We start from the raw sequence: 17,182 nt of genomic DNA, 5'->3' as shown, positions 1-17,182 counted from the left end.
ATCTCGCGGGGTTATCCCATGCTTCTGGCGTACCTGCGTTCCAGAACCCGGTAGTAAGTGAGCATCACGATCAGATTCGCGACCAGCAACAGGAGCGCGATGGTCGCGCCGAGCGGCCAGTTCAGCGAGCCGAGGAATTCGTCGTAGACGGCGGTGGCGGCAACTTTCAGACGTCGTCCGCCGAGCAGGCCGGGGATGGCGAATGCGCTCGCCGACAGGCCGAATACCATCAAGCTGCCCGACAGAATGCCCGGCGTGAGTTGCGGCAGCACGATGCGGCGCAAGGTGGTGGCGGGCGAGGCCATTAACGAAAGCGCAGCGTTTTCGGTTTGCGGATCGAGCTTCTGCAATGCCGTCCACACCGGAATCACCATGAACGGCAGCATTACGTGCACCAGTGCGATGACGATCGCGAAGGTGGTGTACTCGAGCTTATACGGCCCGAGTCCGACGAGACCGAACGCCTGATTCACGAGGCCGTTAGTATTGAGCAACATGCTCCAGCCGAACGCGCGCACCACGACCGACACCAGCAGCGGGGCGAGAATCACCAGCAGAAACGTCGAGCGATACGGATCGCGCATGCGCGACAGCACGTACGCTTCGGGCGTGCCGATCACGACGCACAACAAGGTGGTCAGGAAGGCGATGCCGAAGGTGCGCGCGAAGATCGTGTGGAAATACGGCGAGCTCAGCACTTCCGCGTAATTGCCGAACTGGAACGCCGCAAGCGGGCCGCTGGCCGGATCGAAGCGGTAGAAGGTCAATACCAGCGTCATCACGAGCGGCACCAACACGAGTGCCGCGAACAGCAGGAAAGCGGGCGCGCACATCAGCCACAACGGCAGAAAAGCTTGCCACGGCGCGCGGCGCGCGTTGCCGGGCTTCGCGCTGCTGTTGTTCGAAGCGGGCAACGTACTAGCCATGATGCGCGTCCCGTTGAATGAAGCGGATCGCCTCGCTGTTCCAGTCGACGCCGACCGCCGCGCCTTCCGGCAGCGGATCGTTGCCTTCGTTCTGGCAGCACACCAGCACTTCGCCGAGCCGGCTATCCACGCGATACAGCCACTGGCTGCCGAGGAAGAAGCGGCTCGTCACGGTGGCCGGCATGCGTCCCGCGTTCGGCGCGCATAGCCGCAGCTTTTCCGGGCGGATACACAACATCACCGCGTCGCCAACATCGACGACGCGCTCGCGGACCGGCAGTTGCGCGGTGTGGCCGGTCTCGGCGAGGTCGTGTCCCAGGTCGATGCGGATCGCGTCGCCGTCGCGCGCCACCACCGTGCCCGGCAACATATTGGCCTTGCCGATGAACTGCGAAACGAACTTGTTCTCGGGACGCTCGTAGGCCTCGTACGGCGTGTCGATCTGCGTGATGCGGCCAGCTTCCATCACCACGACACGATCGCTGATCGACAGCGCTTCCGACTGGTCGTGCGTGACCATGATGGTGGTGGTGCCGATCTTGCGTTGAATCGAGCGCAGTTCGAACTGCATGTCTTCGCGCAGCTTGGCGTCGAGATTCGACATCGGCTCGTCGAGCAGCAGCACCGGCGGGGCGATCACGATTGCGCGGGCAATCGCCACGCGCTGCCGCTGGCCGCCGGACAGTTCGCGCGGAAAGCGATGCGCGAGCGTGTCGAGCCGCACCAGCGCCAGTGCCTCGCGCACGCGTTCCTTGCGCTCGGCCTTGTCGATGTTGCGCATCTCCAGGCCGAAGCCGACGTTATCGGCGACGCTCATGTGCGGAAACAGCGCGTAGCTCTGGAACACGATGCCCAGGCCGCGCCTGTTCGGCTTCATGTGCGTGATATCGCGGCCGTCGAGCGTGATCCGGCCGCGCGTCGTCTCGACGAAGCCCGCGATCATCTGCAGCGTGGTGGTCTTGCCGCAGCCGGAGGGCCCGAGCAGCGACACGAACTCGCCTTTTTCCACCGACAGGTTCACGTCGGCGACTGCCTGCAAATCGCCGAACGATTTCGCTACGTCCGTGAGCGTGAGGAACGACATGATCTGGCCTTTCGATGGTTCGACACTGGTTGAATCGACAACTGTTCCGATTGAGCCGACTCTAGCTAGCCAAATTACATCGCGTCAATTTCAAATTCCGTTTGGTGGTATAAAATTTGAAAAAATTCCAATGAACGGAATGTAATCGCTATGATGCGTGTTATCTGTTCCGCTGCATGATGTCCGGAAAATCCCTATGAGGAATGCAAGGCGCGCAGCGGTTAAGGGGCGCGGCGAATATTCCATTCAAAGATAAAACTCTCTATAGTGTTCCGGTCAATGAAATAAATTGGAGCAATTGAGATGGATCCTGCCGCTAAACGGGATGCGCGAATCGCGCGAGATGCGGATGCCGCGTCGGCTCAAACTAGCGGCGCGCCCGGCCCCGGCATGCTGGAGCGCGCGTTCGCGGTCATCCGCGCGTTATCCGAAGCGCAGCCCGACGGCGGCCGCGTCACGCGTCTGGCGAAAGCGGTGGGTCTCACGCAAGGCACCGTGCATCGCATCCTTCACGCGTTGATCGCCGAAGGCATCGTCGAACAGGACGAAAGCTCGAAGCTCTATCGGCTAAGTGTCGATTTCTTCGCGCTCGCCGCGCAGGCCGGCAATCCGAGCGGCATGCGCACGCTGTGCCGTCCCGCCTTGCTGCGGCTCTGCGCGAGCCTGGGCGACACGATTTTCCTGTTGGTGAAAAGCAGTTTCGACGCGGTGTGTCTCGACATCTGCGAAGGGCCGTTTCCGATTCGCTCGTTCACCGGCGATATCGGTGGGCGCGTGGCGTTGGGTGTCGGGCAGGGGAGTCTGGCGATTCTCGCGTTCCTGCCGGAAGCGGAGCGCGAAGAGATCATTCGTTTCAACGTGCCGCGTATTCGCGGCTACGGCGTGCTCGACGAAGTGTATTTGCGCACCGAGATCGAACGCGTGCGCCAGCTGGGTTACGCGGGGCGCAATAGCGGCGTGCTCGACGGCATGGCGGGCGTGGCGGTACCGATTCTGGACCGCACCGGCGTCGCGGTGGCGGCGCTGAGCGTCGGCACGCTCGCCGCGCGTCTGGGCGACGATCGTCTGCCGATGGTGGTCGAATTGCTGCGGCGCCAGGCGGAGGCGATCGGCCCGCAAACCAATCCGTTCGACGTCGCATTGCGCCGGCCGATGCACGGTTTGTCGCGCGCCATGACCGCCGAGCGGATCACGGGGTAGGCGCTTTGCTTGCCGGCCCAATGCTTCACGTTTTCAGCTAGAGCGTCCAGTGGCCATCGAGCAACCAGCGATATGCACGCTCAACAAGCTGAAGATCCGCTGCCCGGCCGCTGGCCTGGATACCGGCGAGGTCTGGAAGCGGCAGATCCACGGCAGTGCAGTCAGGATAGTCTCGCACACGCAATTCAGCAGCGATTGTCGTGAAGAATGCGACCGTGGGTACGTCAAACCCCGCTGCGATGTGAACAGCGGCTGTATCCGAGGTCAGGATAAACCGCGCGCCCTTCACCCAGGACAGGAACGCGGCAGTATCGAGGGAACGGTTAGTGATGTCCGTGTAGTGGGCATGGTCAATCTTGCCGAATCCCAAAACGGGAAGGTTGAATTTCTGCCACATGCGTTCAACGAGTTCAACGCGAAAAGGCTCCGGAATACTGCGAACCGGCGTACTCGCAACGGGACAGAAGAGAACGTATTTCTCCGGTAATGGATCCCGGTTGAATGCCGGTAGCTTGACCTGCCTCAACCACTCATTGGCCTTGTCAGTAGCAGTCACCGCATCGGGCGAAACGCCCAGCGACCAGAGGAAGAAGTCGATCATCGGCATCGACGCAAAATTTGGCCAGAACAGGTGATTGCCGATATCGAGCAGTAAGTCGTCGCGAGACATCGATCCGACATGCACCGGCAAGTCGATAATCTCACCGACGACCGGTTCTGCCAGTTTGTACAATTGTCTTACATACTCCGGGTCCCTACGCGGCCGGTAGATGCAGATGGAAATTCCCGGGTTCGCACGCCTGATAGCGGCGAGCGCTGAGATTCCGATGATGGAATCCCCTAGCGTCACGCCCATTCCGTTAATCACATGCAGGCGGGAGACACGAGAGTAATCGATTTCGAACGCCTCGACATTTGCATTTCTGATCGCTGACACAGTGGCAAGACTTCGATAGCCGTCGACGGACGCCCCTTCAACCTCGAGATCGTATGAAGCGACGATTTCATCATTCGCCGATAGGAGCGAGCCCGCGTTTGCGAGCGCGGAGAGTGGGTCAAGATACGTCATTGCTGGGTCCTTCAGTCTTGTACGACTGATGCGCGAAGGCCTGCAATAATGCGTCGTGCAGAACTGCATTGCGTACAGGCTTTACTAGCAGTTGTGTGAATAGTAGTCTGGCAACGCCTTCATTTTCAGCAACACTTGAAAAGGCGCCCACCCGATTATAGGGATATTCTGATCCAATCCTGGAAAGCCCCGAACTTTCCGGACCACATAGATGCCGTCTTCTGCAGGCATCTAACAGTTGACATACAGGCAAGCGCCAGCTTTGCTATGATCCGATCAGAACATTCAATAACCGCTACCAGCGGCAGGCTCACGCTGAACACTCCCTTATGAAGTATTTCTCGATCGTCCTCACCTGCAGCCTCCTGTCTGTGGGCGCCGTGCAAGCGGATCAATTCATGCCGCTGATCATTAACGGCAAAGTTTCCAACATCAACGATCCGGCAACGCACGGCTACCGCTTTTCGCAAGCGGAATTGATGTCGACGGCTTCCGCGACCATCGTTACTTCGACAAACTGGACGAAGAGGGAATCATTTTCCGGCCCTCTGCTCTCCGCGCTTTTGAAGCGCGTCGGGGCGGCAGGTTCAACGTTGTCGGTATGTGCGGCTGACGATTACTGTCACGATGTGCCCGTAGCAGATGCCGAGAAATACGGGGTTATCCTCGCGCTGACCGCGGATGGCAAGCCGCTGCCTCTTTCGACCTTTGGACCGGCTTGGCTCATCTATCCTCGCGACAAATACCCTGGCGAACTCAACACTGCAACCTACGATGCACGCTTCGTCTGGCAAGTCACCCGGATAACCGTCAAATGAACGCGGCGCCCGGTGTTCGAAGGGCCAATCGTGTCCTCGCGTTGCTGTTGCCTTGCGTTCTGGTCGCGGCTGCTGGATGGACATACGCGTTGTACGACCTGTTGCTCTCGCCTGGCAGCATCATCTCTACGCTAGGCCCGCAGGAGAATCATTACTGGACGGTTGCACGGTTCCAGATCGCGGCACTCAACAGCGAACAGCAGGTGCTCCTTTACGAGCGGGGCACCGCACCGGACTTCGATGCGGTCACAGCGAAATTCAATGTACTGCGCTCCCGCTATGCGCTAATGGCGCATCGCTCCGAAGCCGCAGATATGCTCGCCGGGCTGCCTTCGTTCCGACCGACCATGGAACGACTCGGCACCGCGTTGAGACAGATGGAGCCACTTCTGCAGCAGTTGCATACCGATCGCCGCCCGGCAGATGAGCTGATACCGTTGTTCGAAAAACTGAAGGCGGATAGTGGGCAGCTGGCATACGAAATCGGCGATCTCGAAGTCGCGCACCGCGATAGCGTCTACGAAGACTTCGTCCGCAAACGCAAAAACATCTTTATCGCCAGCGTTGGTGTTGCCGTGCTGGCATCGATAATGGGCGTGCTCGCCTTCGTCTATGACAGGAGACGCCGCGCGTTTGTCGCACAGCAATCCGCGGCTCTTGCGGCGGAGCAGCGAGCGAACCATGCGGCAGCCGAAGCCATCAGCGCAAAGAACGCTTTTCTCGGCGCGGTAGGGCATGAGTTGCGGACTCCGCTCCAGTCCATCACGTCATCCATCGAGTTGCTGGTCGCCAGCAACCCCGATGAGGCGAATGCACGGGTAATGAGCCGTCTTGACCGCGCTGCGAGACAGCTGGAATCACAGATGCGTGATCTGACCGACTACGCTCGGCTTGATTCGGGAAAACTGACGCTCCGTCCGGCGCGTTTCGATGCGGCCGAGGTTCTCTACAGTGTCTGTGACGATATGTTGCCGCTGGCTACGGGCAAGGGTCTGGAACTCACAGTCGGTGTCGACGTAGAGGCGGACGAGTACATGGCGGATGCGGCGCGCCTGCGTCAGATCATTGTTAATCTCATTTCGAACGCAATCAAATACACACACGAAGGAACAGTCGATGTTGCTATGACATCGAGTTCTAAACGGGACCACTCCGTCCTGCATGTCAGTGTGAGCGATAGCGGTGTAGGCATCCCAGCTGATCGCATTGATGACGTATTCAAAGCCTTTACACAGATCAGGCCTGAAGGCGCCGCCCGTCAGGACGGTGTAGGCATGGGTCTCACCATCGTCAAGGGTCTCATTGACCTGATGGGTGGAGAGATCAGCGTGACCAGCGAATTCGGGCGCGGAACCGTATTTACCGCATCGCTCCCAGTCGCGCATGTCGAGCACCAAGCCGCTACTACGCCAGTTCGCATGCGCCCGATGAGTGCAACAGGAAAGCCGCGCCGCGCCTTGGTCGTCGACGATCAGGAATTCGCGCGTGAAGCCATTCGTGATTTGCTGGTAGCGCTGAATTACGAATGCACTGTTGCCTCCGATGGTTTCGAGGCAATGATCAATCTTGCGACTATCCGCCAGGACGTTCTTCTGTTTGATATCCAGATGCCCGGCATGGACGGCCCCGAGCTTGCACGTAAACTTCAAACGACGCCGGGTCCCAATCAGCACACACCGATCGTGTGGATCAGCGCTATGCCACGGGAGACGACTACGCTCTCAGATGCTGAGAGTTTCCGTCACTACCTGATGAAGCCCGTGCGCGTCGATAGTTTGAGATCGACGCTAGAGGATGTGCTTCGGCCCAGCGCGGTCGACCTACTCTGAAAGGGCGGTCGGAACCCGTGGAAGCGAGCCGATTCTGGCAAGCTAGCGGCCCCCCAAGGGTGCTTCCTCCCGGGCGTCCCCCACGCGAATGCACGCGACGCGCGTCGCGCTCGCTGCGTGCGTGACAGGCTGCGGAATCTCCTGCGCGCAGGCCTCGATCGCATCCGGGCAACGCGTGCGAAACGCGCAACCGGAGGGCGGGCTGAGCGGCGACGCAATCTCGCCGCGCAGCAGCAGATGACGGCGCGCACGTTCGACGGCCGGATCGGGCACCGGCACCGCCGACAACAACGCGCGCGTATACGGATGGCGCGGCGTGCCGTACACCTCGCGCTTGTCGCCGAACTCCATCACACGTCCCAGATACATGACCAGCACGCGATGGCTGATTGCCTTGACGACCGCGAGATCGTGCGCGACGAACAGCAGCGACAGCGACAACTCGCGTTGCAGATCGCGCAGCAGGTTGACGATCTGCGCCTGAATCGACACGTCGAGCGCCGACACCGGCTCGTCGCAGATCACCAGTTGCGGCTCGCCGATCAACGCGCGCGCAATGCCGACGCGCTGACACTGGCCACCGGAAAATTCATGCGGATAGCGGCGCAGATGCTGCGCGTTGAGGCCGACACGTTCGAGCATCGTCAGCACGCGCCGCTGCACGTCGGTGCGGGAGACGTCCTGCCCGTACGTGGTGAGCGGCTCGGCGACGATCTGTTCGATCGTCATGCGCGGATCGAGCGAGGCGAGCGGGTCCTGGAAAATCATCTGTACGTCGCGGCGCAAACGCGAGGTGTCGCGGCACGCATCCGGCAGGACGGTTTCGTTACCGAGCCAGCGCACGCTGCCGCTCGCCACCGGCGCGAGTCCGATGATCGCGCGCGCCAGCGTGGACTTGCCGCAACCCGATTCGCCGACGAGGCCCACGGTTTCGCCGCGCCGCACGTTGAACGACACGCCGTCCACCGCGCGCAGCGTCGCTTTGCCGGACCACGGAAAGCCGCCGCGCGGCACGCCGAATTGCACCTTGAGAGTGTCGACCGACAGCAACGTTGCCGGATCCTGGCTTGCAGTTGATGTGGCGCTCATGCGTGTTGTGCCTCAATGATTTCCAGCGCGGGCCGATGGCACGCGCGTAGCGCGCCGGCGTCTGTCTGCGATGCCGTGAGCGCCGGGCGCGATTCGCGGCACCGGTCGCTGCAATACGCGCAGCGCGGTGCGAACGCGCAACCCGCGCCGACTTCGCCGGGCAGCGGCGGATTGCCGGGAATGGTTTGCAGCGGGCGGTCGTCGTCGTCGGTCAGGCGCGGCAGGGCGTTCAGCAGGCCGATCGTGTACGGATGGGTCGGTGCGGCGAACAGCGCGGCGGCGCTCGCCTGCTCGACGGTCTGGCCGGCGTACATCACCATCACGTCGTCGCATAAACCGGCTACCACGCCCATGTCGTGCGTGATCAGAATGATCGCGGTGCCGCGTTCGCGATTCAGCTCGCGCAGCAACTCGATGATTTGCGCCTGCACGGTCACGTCGAGCGCGGTGGTCGGCTCGTCGGCGATCAGGATTTCCGGCTCGGAGAGCAGCGCCATCGCGATCATCACGCGCTGGCGCATGCCGCCGGAAAACTCGTGCGGATACATGTCGATGCGCCGCGCGGCGTCGGGAATGCGCACCGTATCGAGCGTTTCGATCGCGCGGCGGCGCGCTTCGCGGCGCGACATCTTGCGATGCAGTTGCAGCGTTTCGGTCATCTGCCGTTCGATCGTCAGGAACGGATTGAGCGAGGTCATCGGGTCCTGGAAGATCATGCCGATGCGGTCGCCGCGAATCCCGTTCAGCGCGGCTTCGTTCATCGTCAGCAGGTTCTCGCCGCGATAGCGCGCAACGCCTGACACCTTGCCGTTGCCGGCCAGCAGGCCCAGCAACGCCATCACCGTCTGGCTCTTGCCCGATCCCGATTCGCCGACGATGCCGAGCGTGCGGCCGGCTTCCAGCGAAAACGACACGCCTTGCACCGCGTCGACGGGCGCGCCTTCGCGGCGCGTGAAGCGCACGCTCAGGTCTTTGACTTCGAGTAGCGGCATGTCAGCGGTCCTTCGGATCGAATGCGTCGCGCAGACCGTCGCCGACGAAATTCACGCAATACAGCGTCACGCACAACATCACGGCCGGACACAGCAGCAGCCACGGCATCGATTCGAGCTTCTGCGCGCCGTCCTGAATCAGCACGCCCCAGCTCGTCATCGGTTCCTGCACGCCGAGGCCGAGAAACGACAGCACCGATTCCGTCAGCACGATGTTCGGCACCGTCACGCTCGCGTACACGACCACCACGCCGAACAGATTCGGCACGATGTGGCGCGCGATGATCGAGCGTGAACTCACTCCGATCGCGCGGGCGGCGTCGATGAATTCGCGCGAACGCAGCGACAGCGTCTGGCCGCGCACCACGCGCGCCATGTCGAGCCACGAGAATGCGCTGATGGTCAGCACGACCAGATAGAACGCGCGGCCGAACATCGTCATCATCAGGATCGCGATCAGCATGTAGGGGATCGCATACATCATGTCGACGATGCGCATCATCACCGCGTCGACGCGCCCGCCCAGATAACCGGCGCTCGCGCCATACGCGACGCCGATCAGCCCCGACACCAGCGTGCCGAGCAGACCGACTTCCAGCGACACGCGCCCGCCTTGCAGCGTGCGCGCGAGCAGGTCGCGGCCGAGTTCGTCGGTGCCGAACCAGTGCATGTTCAGCAATGTCGGCGGCAGACTGATCGCGCTCCAGTCGCTGTCGATCGGATTATTCGGCAACAGCCACGGACCCGCGCCGCAAGCGATCACGATCAGCAGCAACACGACGAACCCGGCAAACGCCGCGCGATTGCGCACGAAGCGCATGGCGGCGGTGGCGAGCGGGCCGCGCGAACGCGGCGCCTTCGCGATGGCCGCGAGCGGATCGAGCGCCGCGGCAGTCGATTGAATTGAGCGGGGCATGGATCAGTACCGGATGCGCGGATCGAGCCAGGCGTACGCCAGATCGACCAGCAGATTGAACAGCACGGCCACGGCGGTCGTCAGCACGACGAGGCCGAGCACGAGGGTGTAGTCGCGGTTGATCGCGCCGTTGACGACCAGTTGGCCGAGGCCGGGCAGCGCGAACACCGATTCGGTGACCACCGCCGCGGTGATCGACGAGATGCAGATCGAGCCGAGCAGCGACACCACCGGCATCAGCGCGGGCTTCAACGCATGGCGCAACACGATCGTGCGGCCCGGCAGCCCTTTGGCGCGGGCGGTGCGGATGAAATTGCCCGTCAGCACTTCGATCATGCTGCCGCGCATCACGCGAGCGATCGCGGCGACGTTGATGATGGTGAGCAGCACGATCGGCAGCACGCGATAGCGCCACTCGCCTTCGCCCCAGCCGCCGGCCGGCAGCCAGCCGTGGCCTTCGGAGGTCTTCAGCAGGATCGCGAAGATCCACACCAGCACCGGGCCCAGCACGAACGGCGGCACCACGTTGCCGATATTGCCGAGCACCATCACCAGGTGATCGATGAAACGGTCGCGCCGCACGGCAGCCAGCGTGCCGAGCGTGACGCCGATCACGACCGCGATCGGCACCGATACGCCGCCCACGCCGAGACTCACCGGCAACGCCTTCCACACCAGATCGTTGACCGACCAGTCGGCGTAGCGGAACGACGGACCGAGGTCGCCGTGCAGCAACGCGCCCAGGTAATGGAGGTACTGCAGCCACAACGGTTCGTCGAGGTGGTACTTGGCGTTGAGGTTCGCGAGCACGGCCGCCGACAGATGCTTCTCGGTGTCGAACGGCCCGCCCGGGGTGAGGTGCAGCAGCAGATAGCACGCGGTGATCACGGCGAGAATCGTCGGGATCGCCCAGAGCGTGCGGCGCAGCGTATAGGCCAGCATGACAGGGCTCCCGCGCTCAGTGCTTGATCAGATACATGTCTTGCGTGGCGCGCTGGTCGACGTAATTGGTCGACGTGTAGCCGCCCACGTACGGTTTGACCAGCCGGTCCGCCGAGTACTGGAAGAGCGGCACGATCGGGTAGTCGTTCATCGCCAGATCGTGCGCTTGCGTGAGCAGGGCGGTGCGTCTGGCGTCGTCGAGTTGCTGGTTGCCTTCATCGACCAGTTTGTCCACTTGCGGATTGCAGTAGTGTTGATCGTTCTGCACGCTGTTGCAGCGTATCAGATCGAAATACGAGTTGGCGTCGTTGTAGTCGACGAACCAGCCGTCGCGCGATGCCTGCACCTTGCCGTCGTGACGCTGCTTGAGCAGCACTTTGTATTCGACGTTTTCCAGCCTGGCGCTCACGCCGAGCTTGGTGCGCCATTCCGAAACCGCGAAGAGCGCGACTTTCTTGTGCAGATCGTTGGTGTTGTAAGTGAGCGTGAAAGTGAGCGGCTTCGCGTCGGAGTAGCCGGCTTCCTTCAGCAGATTGCGCGCGTACTCGACACGCTTCGGCATCGGCCAGCTGGCCCAGTCAGGCTTGAATACGGCCGCGCCTTGCGTGCCCTTGGAGATCAGGCCGTACATCGGCAACTCGCCGTCCTCGGTCAGGCGCGAGGTCAGCAGGTCGCGGTCCAGCACCATCGACAGTGCCTGGCGCACGCGTTTGTCCTTGAATGCGGGGTCTTCGTTGTTCAGGCTGTAATAGTAGGTGGCGATCTGCACCCCGGTTTTCAGTTCGGCGCCGAACTGCTTGCTCACCTGCGAATAGATGCCCGACGGAATCGAATACGTGTAGTCGAACTGGCCGGCCTGATACATGCGCATTGCCGTTTCGTCGTTTTCGATCGGCAGATACGTGACCTTCGTGATCACGACCTTGCCGGCGTTCCAGTATGTGCTGCTTTTAGTGCCCACCAGCCGGTTGCCCGGCTGCCAATCGGTCAGCGCATACGGGCCGTTGCCGACGAAATTGCCCGGACGGGTCCAGTCGCCGCCGAACTTCGTCACGGTCGCGCGATTGACCGGCACCATGGCGGGCATGGCAGTCAGTTGCGGGAAGAAGGCGGCGGGCACCTCGGTGGTGACCTCGAGCGTGTACGGATCGACGGCGCGCGCGGCGAGACTCGTCAGCGGCGCCTTGCCGGCGATGATCGCCTTGGCGTTCTTCACGAACTCGACCAGCACGGTGTATTTCGAACCCGTCTTCGGATCGAGCACGCGTTGCCACGCGTACACGAAGTCGGCGGCCGTGACGGGCTGGCCGTTGCTCCAGCGCGCATCGTGGCGCAGCTTGAAGACCCACGTATCCGGCCCCGTGCGCGTCCACGATTGCGCGACGCCAGGCACGATCGCGCCGGCTGCGTCGATGCGCGTCAGGCCTTCGAACAGGTCGAGCGCGATCGTGTCGCCGGTCCACGATTCGATGTGTGCCGGGTCGAGCGATTCGGTTTCGGACGGCACCTGGCGGGTGAGCTCCTGGCTGGCGGCAAGCGTGACGCCAGCAGGCACCGTGACGGCGAAGGCGGAAGGCTGAAGCGTAAGGACGAGCGCGGTCAGCGCCGTCGCGTAGACGAACGGGGTTTTCATCGATTGAGATCGCAAGGAAAGGTCGAAAGAGGAACGCGCTGACGCCAGGGCGCCCGGTTATCTGCGCTGCTCGGGCCGGGGCGGCCCTTGTTGCTTGTCCGACATGCAGGATTCCTTACATTTCGTAATGCAGGCAATCCCTGGCCGGACCAACCGGAAAAGGTGCCTGCTTCTTAAAACAGTCTCGGTGTGCCGACCCAGACGACCACTGACTCCACGCGAGCGGTATTCACCCAGCTATGGGGCACCGTCGATTCGTAATGCGCGCTGTCTCCCGCGTGCAACACGAACGTCTTGCCTTCCAGCGTCAACGACACTTCGCCGTCGATCACATAAACAAACTCTTCACCGGCGTGCGTGGTCACTTCGGAGCGCTTCTGCCCGGGCGGCATCCTCACGAGGATCGCTTCGAGCTGACGGCCGCCCGTCAGGTTGGTCAGCCGTGCAAACAGATTGGCCGAATCCGCAAAACCGAAAAACTTCAACTGATCGCCGCGACTCACGCAGCGTTCTTCGCTGGGTGTGTCGACGAAATACTGCACCGTCACCCCGAGCGCGCTGGCAATCCCGGCCAGCGAAGTGATGGACGGTGACGCCAGGCCGCGTTCGACTTGCGACAAAAACGGCTTTGAAATACCAGCCGCAGTTGCTGTGTCGTCGAGCGTGCGCTTTAGCCGTTGCCGCAACGCGCGGATCTTGCTGCCGAGTTCGAGAGCCGGATTGTTCTTTTGAATTGTCGTGACCATAGCAGGAGGAAATTAGCCCGTCAAAATTTGTTTGATATAAGTAAATATGGTTTGATTGCGCGCCAGGCCGGGGTGGCGGGCCGTTCAGTGCCCGGTCGAGCAAGGGGCCGCATTTTCGAGACAACGCTCTATGTTGCCAGAAGCGAGAAGGGCGCCCGCCGATTTGGCTGGCGCGTGATGGGAATTCGAAAGGTATTCGGGCCGTAGCTCAATATATGCGCAGCGCGCATTCTGCTATGCAGATTGAGTATCAGAGGCCATTAAAGGCATGACGCCAAAGGCTATTTTTCGCGACGGCGAGATCGAGAAACGAACGCCGGATGGCATGTAAGGGAAGGTAATCGAGCGGGATCAGTGAATTCCCTGAGTGACGAAGAATGCTTCTATTTACAGAATCTCCCCCGCTTGGCGGAGGGCGCACGTGTTCACATCGCACGCCGGCCCTGTCGCTGTGCTGAACTACTTCATCATGTTCCGCACCCTCGCGCATATCGGCTCCGCGCCGGACGCCGGACCGATCCGCTGGAAACGCGTCGGCGCGGTCGCGCTGGGCGGCGTCGTGCTCGGTACGGCGACAATGTTCGTGCTGCAACACAAGGCGATCGCGGTGGCCTGCGTGTACACGGCGGGCGTCGCGATTCTGGCGATCTTCGCCTACATGCTGGTCAAGTGCGAACGCTCGGAGCGCTCGGGTCTGCTTGCCGCGCTGATTCTGACCGCGCAGGTGATTCTGTTCTTCGTGTTCTACGTGCAAATGTCGACGTCGTTGACGCTGTTCGCGCTGCGCAACGTCGATCCGCACTTTTCGCTGTTCGGCGTGACGCTGTTCACGTGGAGCGCCGCGCAATTCCAGGCGCTCAATCCGATCTGGATCATGCTGCTGAGCCCGGTGCTCGCGCTGCTATATACGAAGCTCGCGAAGCGCGGCAAGGACGTGCCGGTGGCGGTGAAGTACGCGATCGGCTTCGCGGCGGTGGCGGCCGGCTTCTTCGTGTATGCGGCCAGCGGCAACTACGCGGTGAATGGCCGCGTGTCGTCGTGGTTCATGGTGGGCGGCTACGGTTTGTACTCGCTGGGCGAGTTGCTGGTCAGCGGGCTGGGCCTCGCGATGATCGCGCGCTACGTGCCGGCGCGCATGAGCGGCTTCATGATGGGCGCTCACTTTGTCGCGACCGGCGTGTCGCAGTATCTCGGCAGCGTGGTCGCGAATTTTGCGCAGATGCCGGCGGCCAATCTGGATCCGCTCGAATCGTTGCCGCTGTACACCAGGTTATTTAACGGCTTGGGCTGGCTCGCGGCGGTGGGCGCGCTGATCGCCGTGCTGCTGTTGCCGCTGATGCGCAAGCTTTCGCGCGAGCATCAGCGTTGCGGCGACGAAGCGCGTGAGAACGCGCGGCAAACGGCTGTGCTGGGCGCGGTGACGGAGTAAATCGTTGATCGCAATCATGTGATTGCATGACCTGCTCCTTATCGAAAGTGTCCGCTTCAAGCGGGCGACGGAGGTAAGCTTACAATCGGTATTGGTCGTTCGAAGTGATCATTTCTGGATTATTTGAGGTAACCACTCGGATGGACATCCATATCGCGGTCGAAGGGCGTCACGATCTATCCGGACAGATCTACCGGCAACTGCGCGCCGGGATTCTCGAAGGGCGCCTCGCCGGCGGCACGCGGCTGCCGTCCACGCGCGATCTCGCCACGCAACTGGGCGTGTCGCGCAAGACCACGCTCGACGTATTCGAGCGGCTCCTCGCCGAAGGCTATCTGAACGCTCGCGCCGGTTCAGGCACCTTCGTCGCCGACGGCCTGGAGCGCTTGCCGGTGGAGCGCTCGTCGCACGCGCGCGCAGCGGTCTCCGCGCGCGAGCAGGCGAGAGCCAAAGCCAAAGGCAACGCCCGCGCTCGCGCCCAGCCGCTATGGGAGCAGATGCCCGACGCCTTGCCGTTGCCGCGGCCCACGGTGCCGTCACCGCAAGACTTTGTCGGCGGCACGACCGACAAATCGCTGTTCCCCTTCGACGTCTGGCGCCGCTGCGTGAACCATGCATTGCGCGTGCAAACGCGTGGCCAAGGCGTTTATCACGATGCGGCCGGCGAACAGGAATTGCGCCTCGCGATCTCGCGCTACCTCGCGTTCAACCGCGCGGTGGCGAGCAATTGGGAAGACGTGATCGTCACGCAAGGTGCGCAACACGCGCTCGATCTGCTGGCGCGCATCACGCTGCGGCCAGGCGATGTCGCGGCGATCGAGGACCCCGGCTATCCGCCGGCCCATGCATGCTTCACGGCCACCGGCGCGCGCGTCGTGCCGGTGCCGGTGGATAGCGAAGGCCTGATCGTGCGTAAGCTGCCGGACAAGGCGCGGCTCGTCTACGTCACGCCGTCGCATCAGTTTCCGCTCGGCATGCCGATGAGTCTCGAGCGGCGCGTCGAGTTGCTCGAATGGGCGCAGAAACGCGGTGCCGTGATCATCGAGGACGATTACGACTGCGAGTACCGCTTCGAAGGCCGGTCGATGGAGCCGTTGAAGAGTCTCGACCGCGCCGGGCTGGTTGCGTACGTGGGCACCTTCTCGAAGACGATATTTCCGGAGCTGCGGGTCGGCTATGCGGTGCCGCCGGCGTCGCTCTTCGTGCCGCTTTTCAAGGCCCGCCAGATCGCCGACTGGCACGGCTGCACGCTCACGCAAACCGCGCTCGCGACCTTCATGCTCAACGGCGACTTCGCCAGGCATCTGCGGCGCATGCACAAGATCTACGCGGCGCGCCGCGCGATGCTGCTGGACCACTTGCACGGCGACCTCGCGCCGTGGTTCGAGCCGATCGTGCCGACCGCGGGCATCCATATGGCCGCGCGTCTGAAAGCGCCTTTGACCGAAGCAGCGATTGTGAGCGCCGCGCGTGAAGCATCGATCGGTCTATACGGACTCGCGCCGTTCCATCTGCGCGCGAAGCCGCAGCCCGGCTTGATCTTCGGCTACGGCGGCATTGCCGTCGAGCATATCGACGCGGCACTCACCACGCTTGCCGGCATGTTGCCGCGCCTCGCCGGCTAAATACGGTATCGGCTATTGGCTGCCACGGACTGCGATCGCGCTGCCGATGGATACGAAAGTACCTGTTTCCACGCATCGAAACGCGCTGTAACGTGCGTTACGTGTTGGTATTGCAGCGCGCTTCGAAGCGCGCTTACCCGCGAAATACCCGCTAAAACAAGCATCAAAATGTGTTGCGCAGTCTGCGCCGCGCAACAAACCTTGGCCGTTATGCACAAAAGAGTCGCGCAAATCGTATTAGCGCTTGTAGAATCCGGCGTTGAAGCGTGCACATACCGTGTGCGCTTCGTGCAATTCACTGACCACAACAGGTAGGAGAAACATGCCGACTTCCGCAAAAAAGGTGGCCAAGAAGGCTGCTGCCCCGGTACCGACCAAGAAGGTTGCTGCAAAGAAAGTTCCTGCGAAGAAGGCCGTCGCAGCTAAGAAGGTCGCCGTGAAGGCGTCCAGCGCACCGTCGCCGATCAAGGACACCTTCACGAAGGCCTCGCTGGCTGCACACGTCGCTGAACGCGCCGCTGTGGAACTGAAGGCTGCCAAGGCCGTGCTGGCCGCGCTCGAAGACACGATCCTCGGCGCCGTGCACAAGAAGGGCGCTGGCGAATTCACGCTGTCGGGTCTTCTGAAGATCGTCGCGCAAACCGTGCCGGCGAAGAAGAAGCGCTTCGGCAAAGACCCGTTCACGGGCGAAGAGCGTTGGTTCCCGGCCAAGCCGGCTAGCGTGCGCATCAAGGCACGCCCGCTGAAGAAGCTGAAAGACGCAGCAGCAGGCTGATCGCGCTTCATGCGTTGCCGCGGTTTTTTTAACTGCGGCGAACGCGTGAGCCGACCGGCAATGCAGGTTGTCTGAATCCCCGCGGGTGCGAATCCGCGGGGATTTTTTT

Annotated in this window: 14 protein-coding genes and 1 pseudogene; 6 read left to right on the top strand and 9 right to left on the bottom strand. The window is 62.1% G+C overall.

Features of this window, described 5'->3' with window-relative positions; translation table 11 throughout:
• Positions 1-11: 11 nt before the first annotated feature.
• Together SB772_RS28770 and SB772_RS28765 are read right to left on the bottom strand one after the other, a co-directional pair.
• Positions 12-926 (bottom strand): ABC transporter permease, encoded by a 915-nt coding sequence (locus tag SB772_RS28770; protein ID WP_410836558.1) that lies wholly within the window; start codon positions 924-926, stop codon positions 12-14.
• On the bottom strand, positions 919-2,010 hold the full coding sequence (locus SB772_RS28765) for an ABC transporter ATP-binding protein (protein ID WP_410836557.1): 1,092 nt from the start codon (positions 2,008-2,010) through the stop codon (positions 919-921). The genes SB772_RS28770 and SB772_RS28765 overlap by 8 nt, the downstream gene beginning before the upstream one ends.
• A 303-nt stretch (positions 2,011-2,313) precedes the next feature.
• Here SB772_RS28765 and SB772_RS28760 point away from each other — a divergent pair, with 303 nt between their 5' ends.
• Positions 2,314-3,210, top strand: a complete 897-nt coding sequence (locus SB772_RS28760) for an IclR family transcriptional regulator (protein ID WP_410836556.1) — start codon at positions 2,314-2,316, stop codon at positions 3,208-3,210.
• A gap of 37 nt (positions 3,211-3,247) precedes the next feature.
• On the opposite strand, the gene SB772_RS28755 is transcribed toward SB772_RS28760, so the two are convergent.
• Complete coding sequence (locus tag SB772_RS28755) at positions 3,248-4,279, bottom strand: glycosyltransferase family 9 protein (RefSeq protein ID WP_410836555.1); 1,032 nt, start codon at positions 4,277-4,279, stop codon at positions 3,248-3,250.
• 329 nt (positions 4,280-4,608) lie between these two features.
• Between SB772_RS28755 and SB772_RS28750 the strand changes: the two genes are divergently transcribed.
• Both SB772_RS28750 and SB772_RS28745 read left to right on the top strand, forming a co-directional pair.
• On the top strand, positions 4,609-5,097 hold the full coding sequence (locus SB772_RS28750) for a molybdopterin-dependent oxidoreductase (protein ID WP_410836554.1): 489 nt from the start codon (positions 4,609-4,611) through the stop codon (positions 5,095-5,097).
• Positions 5,094-6,926, top strand: a complete 1,833-nt coding sequence (locus SB772_RS28745; RefSeq protein ID WP_410836553.1) for a hybrid sensor histidine kinase/response regulator — start codon at positions 5,094-5,096, stop codon at positions 6,924-6,926. The genes SB772_RS28750 and SB772_RS28745 overlap by 4 nt, the downstream gene beginning before the upstream one ends.
• Before the next feature lie 42 nt (positions 6,927-6,968).
• Here SB772_RS28745 and SB772_RS28740 read toward each other — a convergent pair whose 3' ends face one another.
• From SB772_RS28740 to SB772_RS28715, 6 genes are all read right to left on the bottom strand, one after another.
• Entirely contained in the window at positions 6,969-8,015 is a 1,047-nt protein-coding gene (locus SB772_RS28740) for an ABC transporter ATP-binding protein (RefSeq protein ID WP_410836552.1), read from the bottom strand.
• Complete coding sequence (locus tag SB772_RS28735; RefSeq protein WP_410836551.1) at positions 8,012-9,007, bottom strand: ABC transporter ATP-binding protein; 996 nt, start codon at positions 9,005-9,007, stop codon at positions 8,012-8,014. Before SB772_RS28735 ends, SB772_RS28740 begins: the two co-directional genes overlap by 4 nt.
• A 1-nt stretch (position 9,008) precedes the next feature.
• A complete protein-coding gene (locus SB772_RS28730; protein ID WP_410836550.1) occupies positions 9,009-9,923 on the bottom strand; it encodes an ABC transporter permease in 915 nt (304 codons plus the stop codon).
• A gap of 3 nt (positions 9,924-9,926) precedes the next feature.
• On the bottom strand, positions 9,927-10,865 hold the full coding sequence (locus tag SB772_RS28725; protein WP_410836549.1) for an ABC transporter permease subunit: 939 nt from the start codon (positions 10,863-10,865) through the stop codon (positions 9,927-9,929).
• A 16-nt stretch (positions 10,866-10,881) separates the two neighbouring features.
• Positions 10,882-12,498 carry a peptide ABC transporter substrate-binding protein gene (locus SB772_RS28720; protein WP_410836548.1) on the bottom strand — a complete coding sequence of 539 codons (1,617 nt, stop codon included), beginning with the start codon at positions 12,496-12,498 and terminating at the stop codon, positions 10,882-10,884.
• 173 nt (positions 12,499-12,671) lie between these two features.
• Entirely contained in the window at positions 12,672-13,244 is a 573-nt protein-coding gene (locus tag SB772_RS28715) for a cupin domain-containing protein (RefSeq protein ID WP_410836547.1), read from the bottom strand.
• A gap of 448 nt (positions 13,245-13,692) precedes the next feature.
• Between SB772_RS28715 and SB772_RS28710 the strand changes: the two are divergent.
• The 3 genes and pseudogenes from SB772_RS28710 to SB772_RS28700 form a co-directional block, all read left to right on the top strand.
• A pseudogene (locus SB772_RS28710) lies at positions 13,693-14,673 on the top strand (peptide MFS transporter); the annotation flags it as partial.
• 140 nt (positions 14,674-14,813) lie between these two features.
• Positions 14,814-16,298, top strand: a complete 1,485-nt coding sequence (locus SB772_RS28705; protein WP_410836546.1) for a PLP-dependent aminotransferase family protein — start codon at positions 14,814-14,816, stop codon at positions 16,296-16,298.
• A gap of 322 nt (positions 16,299-16,620) precedes the next feature.
• The gene (locus SB772_RS28700; RefSeq protein ID WP_410836545.1) at positions 16,621-17,073 is read left to right on the top strand and encodes an HU family DNA-binding protein; all 453 of its coding nucleotides are present in this window, start codon (positions 16,621-16,623) and stop codon (positions 17,071-17,073) included.
• The last annotated feature ends 109 nt before the right edge of the window (positions 17,074-17,182 follow it).

The sequence above is a fragment of the Paraburkholderia sp. SIMBA_030 genome (genome assembly GCF_046535245.1).
Classification (GTDB): Bacteria; Pseudomonadota; Gammaproteobacteria; order Burkholderiales; family Burkholderiaceae; genus Paraburkholderia.
Note: the sequence above shows the minus strand (reverse complement) of the source record. Positions and strands in the feature narration are given on the sequence as shown.

Bases quoted from the DNA above. Each gene is read 5' to 3' on its own strand.
- SB772_RS28770 (WP_410836558.1), bottom strand. From the start codon at position 926: ATGGCTAGTACGTTGCCCGCTTCGAACAACAGCAGCGCGAAGCCCGGC.
- SB772_RS28765 (WP_410836557.1), bottom strand. From the start codon at position 2,010: ATGTCGTTCCTCACGCTCACGGACGTAGCGAAATCGTTCGGCGATTTG.
- SB772_RS28760 (WP_410836556.1), top strand. From the start codon at position 2,314: ATGGATCCTGCCGCTAAACGGGATGCGCGAATCGCGCGAGATGCGGAT.
- SB772_RS28755 (WP_410836555.1), bottom strand. From the start codon at position 4,279: ATGACGTATCTTGACCCACTCTCCGCGCTCGCAAACGCGGGCTCGCTC.
- SB772_RS28750 (WP_410836554.1), top strand. From the start codon at position 4,609: ATGAAGTATTTCTCGATCGTCCTCACCTGCAGCCTCCTGTCTGTGGGC.
- SB772_RS28745 (WP_410836553.1), top strand. From the start codon at position 5,094: ATGAACGCGGCGCCCGGTGTTCGAAGGGCCAATCGTGTCCTCGCGTTG.
- SB772_RS28740 (WP_410836552.1), bottom strand. From the start codon at position 8,015: ATGAGCGCCACATCAACTGCAAGCCAGGATCCGGCAACGTTGCTGTCG.
- SB772_RS28735 (WP_410836551.1), bottom strand. From the start codon at position 9,007: ATGCCGCTACTCGAAGTCAAAGACCTGAGCGTGCGCTTCACGCGCCGC.
- SB772_RS28730 (WP_410836550.1), bottom strand. From the start codon at position 9,923: ATGCCCCGCTCAATTCAATCGACTGCCGCGGCGCTCGATCCGCTCGCG.
- SB772_RS28725 (WP_410836549.1), bottom strand. From the start codon at position 10,865: ATGCTGGCCTATACGCTGCGCCGCACGCTCTGGGCGATCCCGACGATT.
- SB772_RS28720 (WP_410836548.1), bottom strand. From the start codon at position 12,498: ATGAAAACCCCGTTCGTCTACGCGACGGCGCTGACCGCGCTCGTCCTT.
- SB772_RS28715 (WP_410836547.1), bottom strand. From the start codon at position 13,244: ATGGTCACGACAATTCAAAAGAACAATCCGGCTCTCGAACTCGGCAGC.
- SB772_RS28705 (WP_410836546.1), top strand. From the start codon at position 14,814: ATGGACATCCATATCGCGGTCGAAGGGCGTCACGATCTATCCGGACAG.
- SB772_RS28700 (WP_410836545.1), top strand. From the start codon at position 16,621: ATGCCGACTTCCGCAAAAAAGGTGGCCAAGAAGGCTGCTGCCCCGGTA.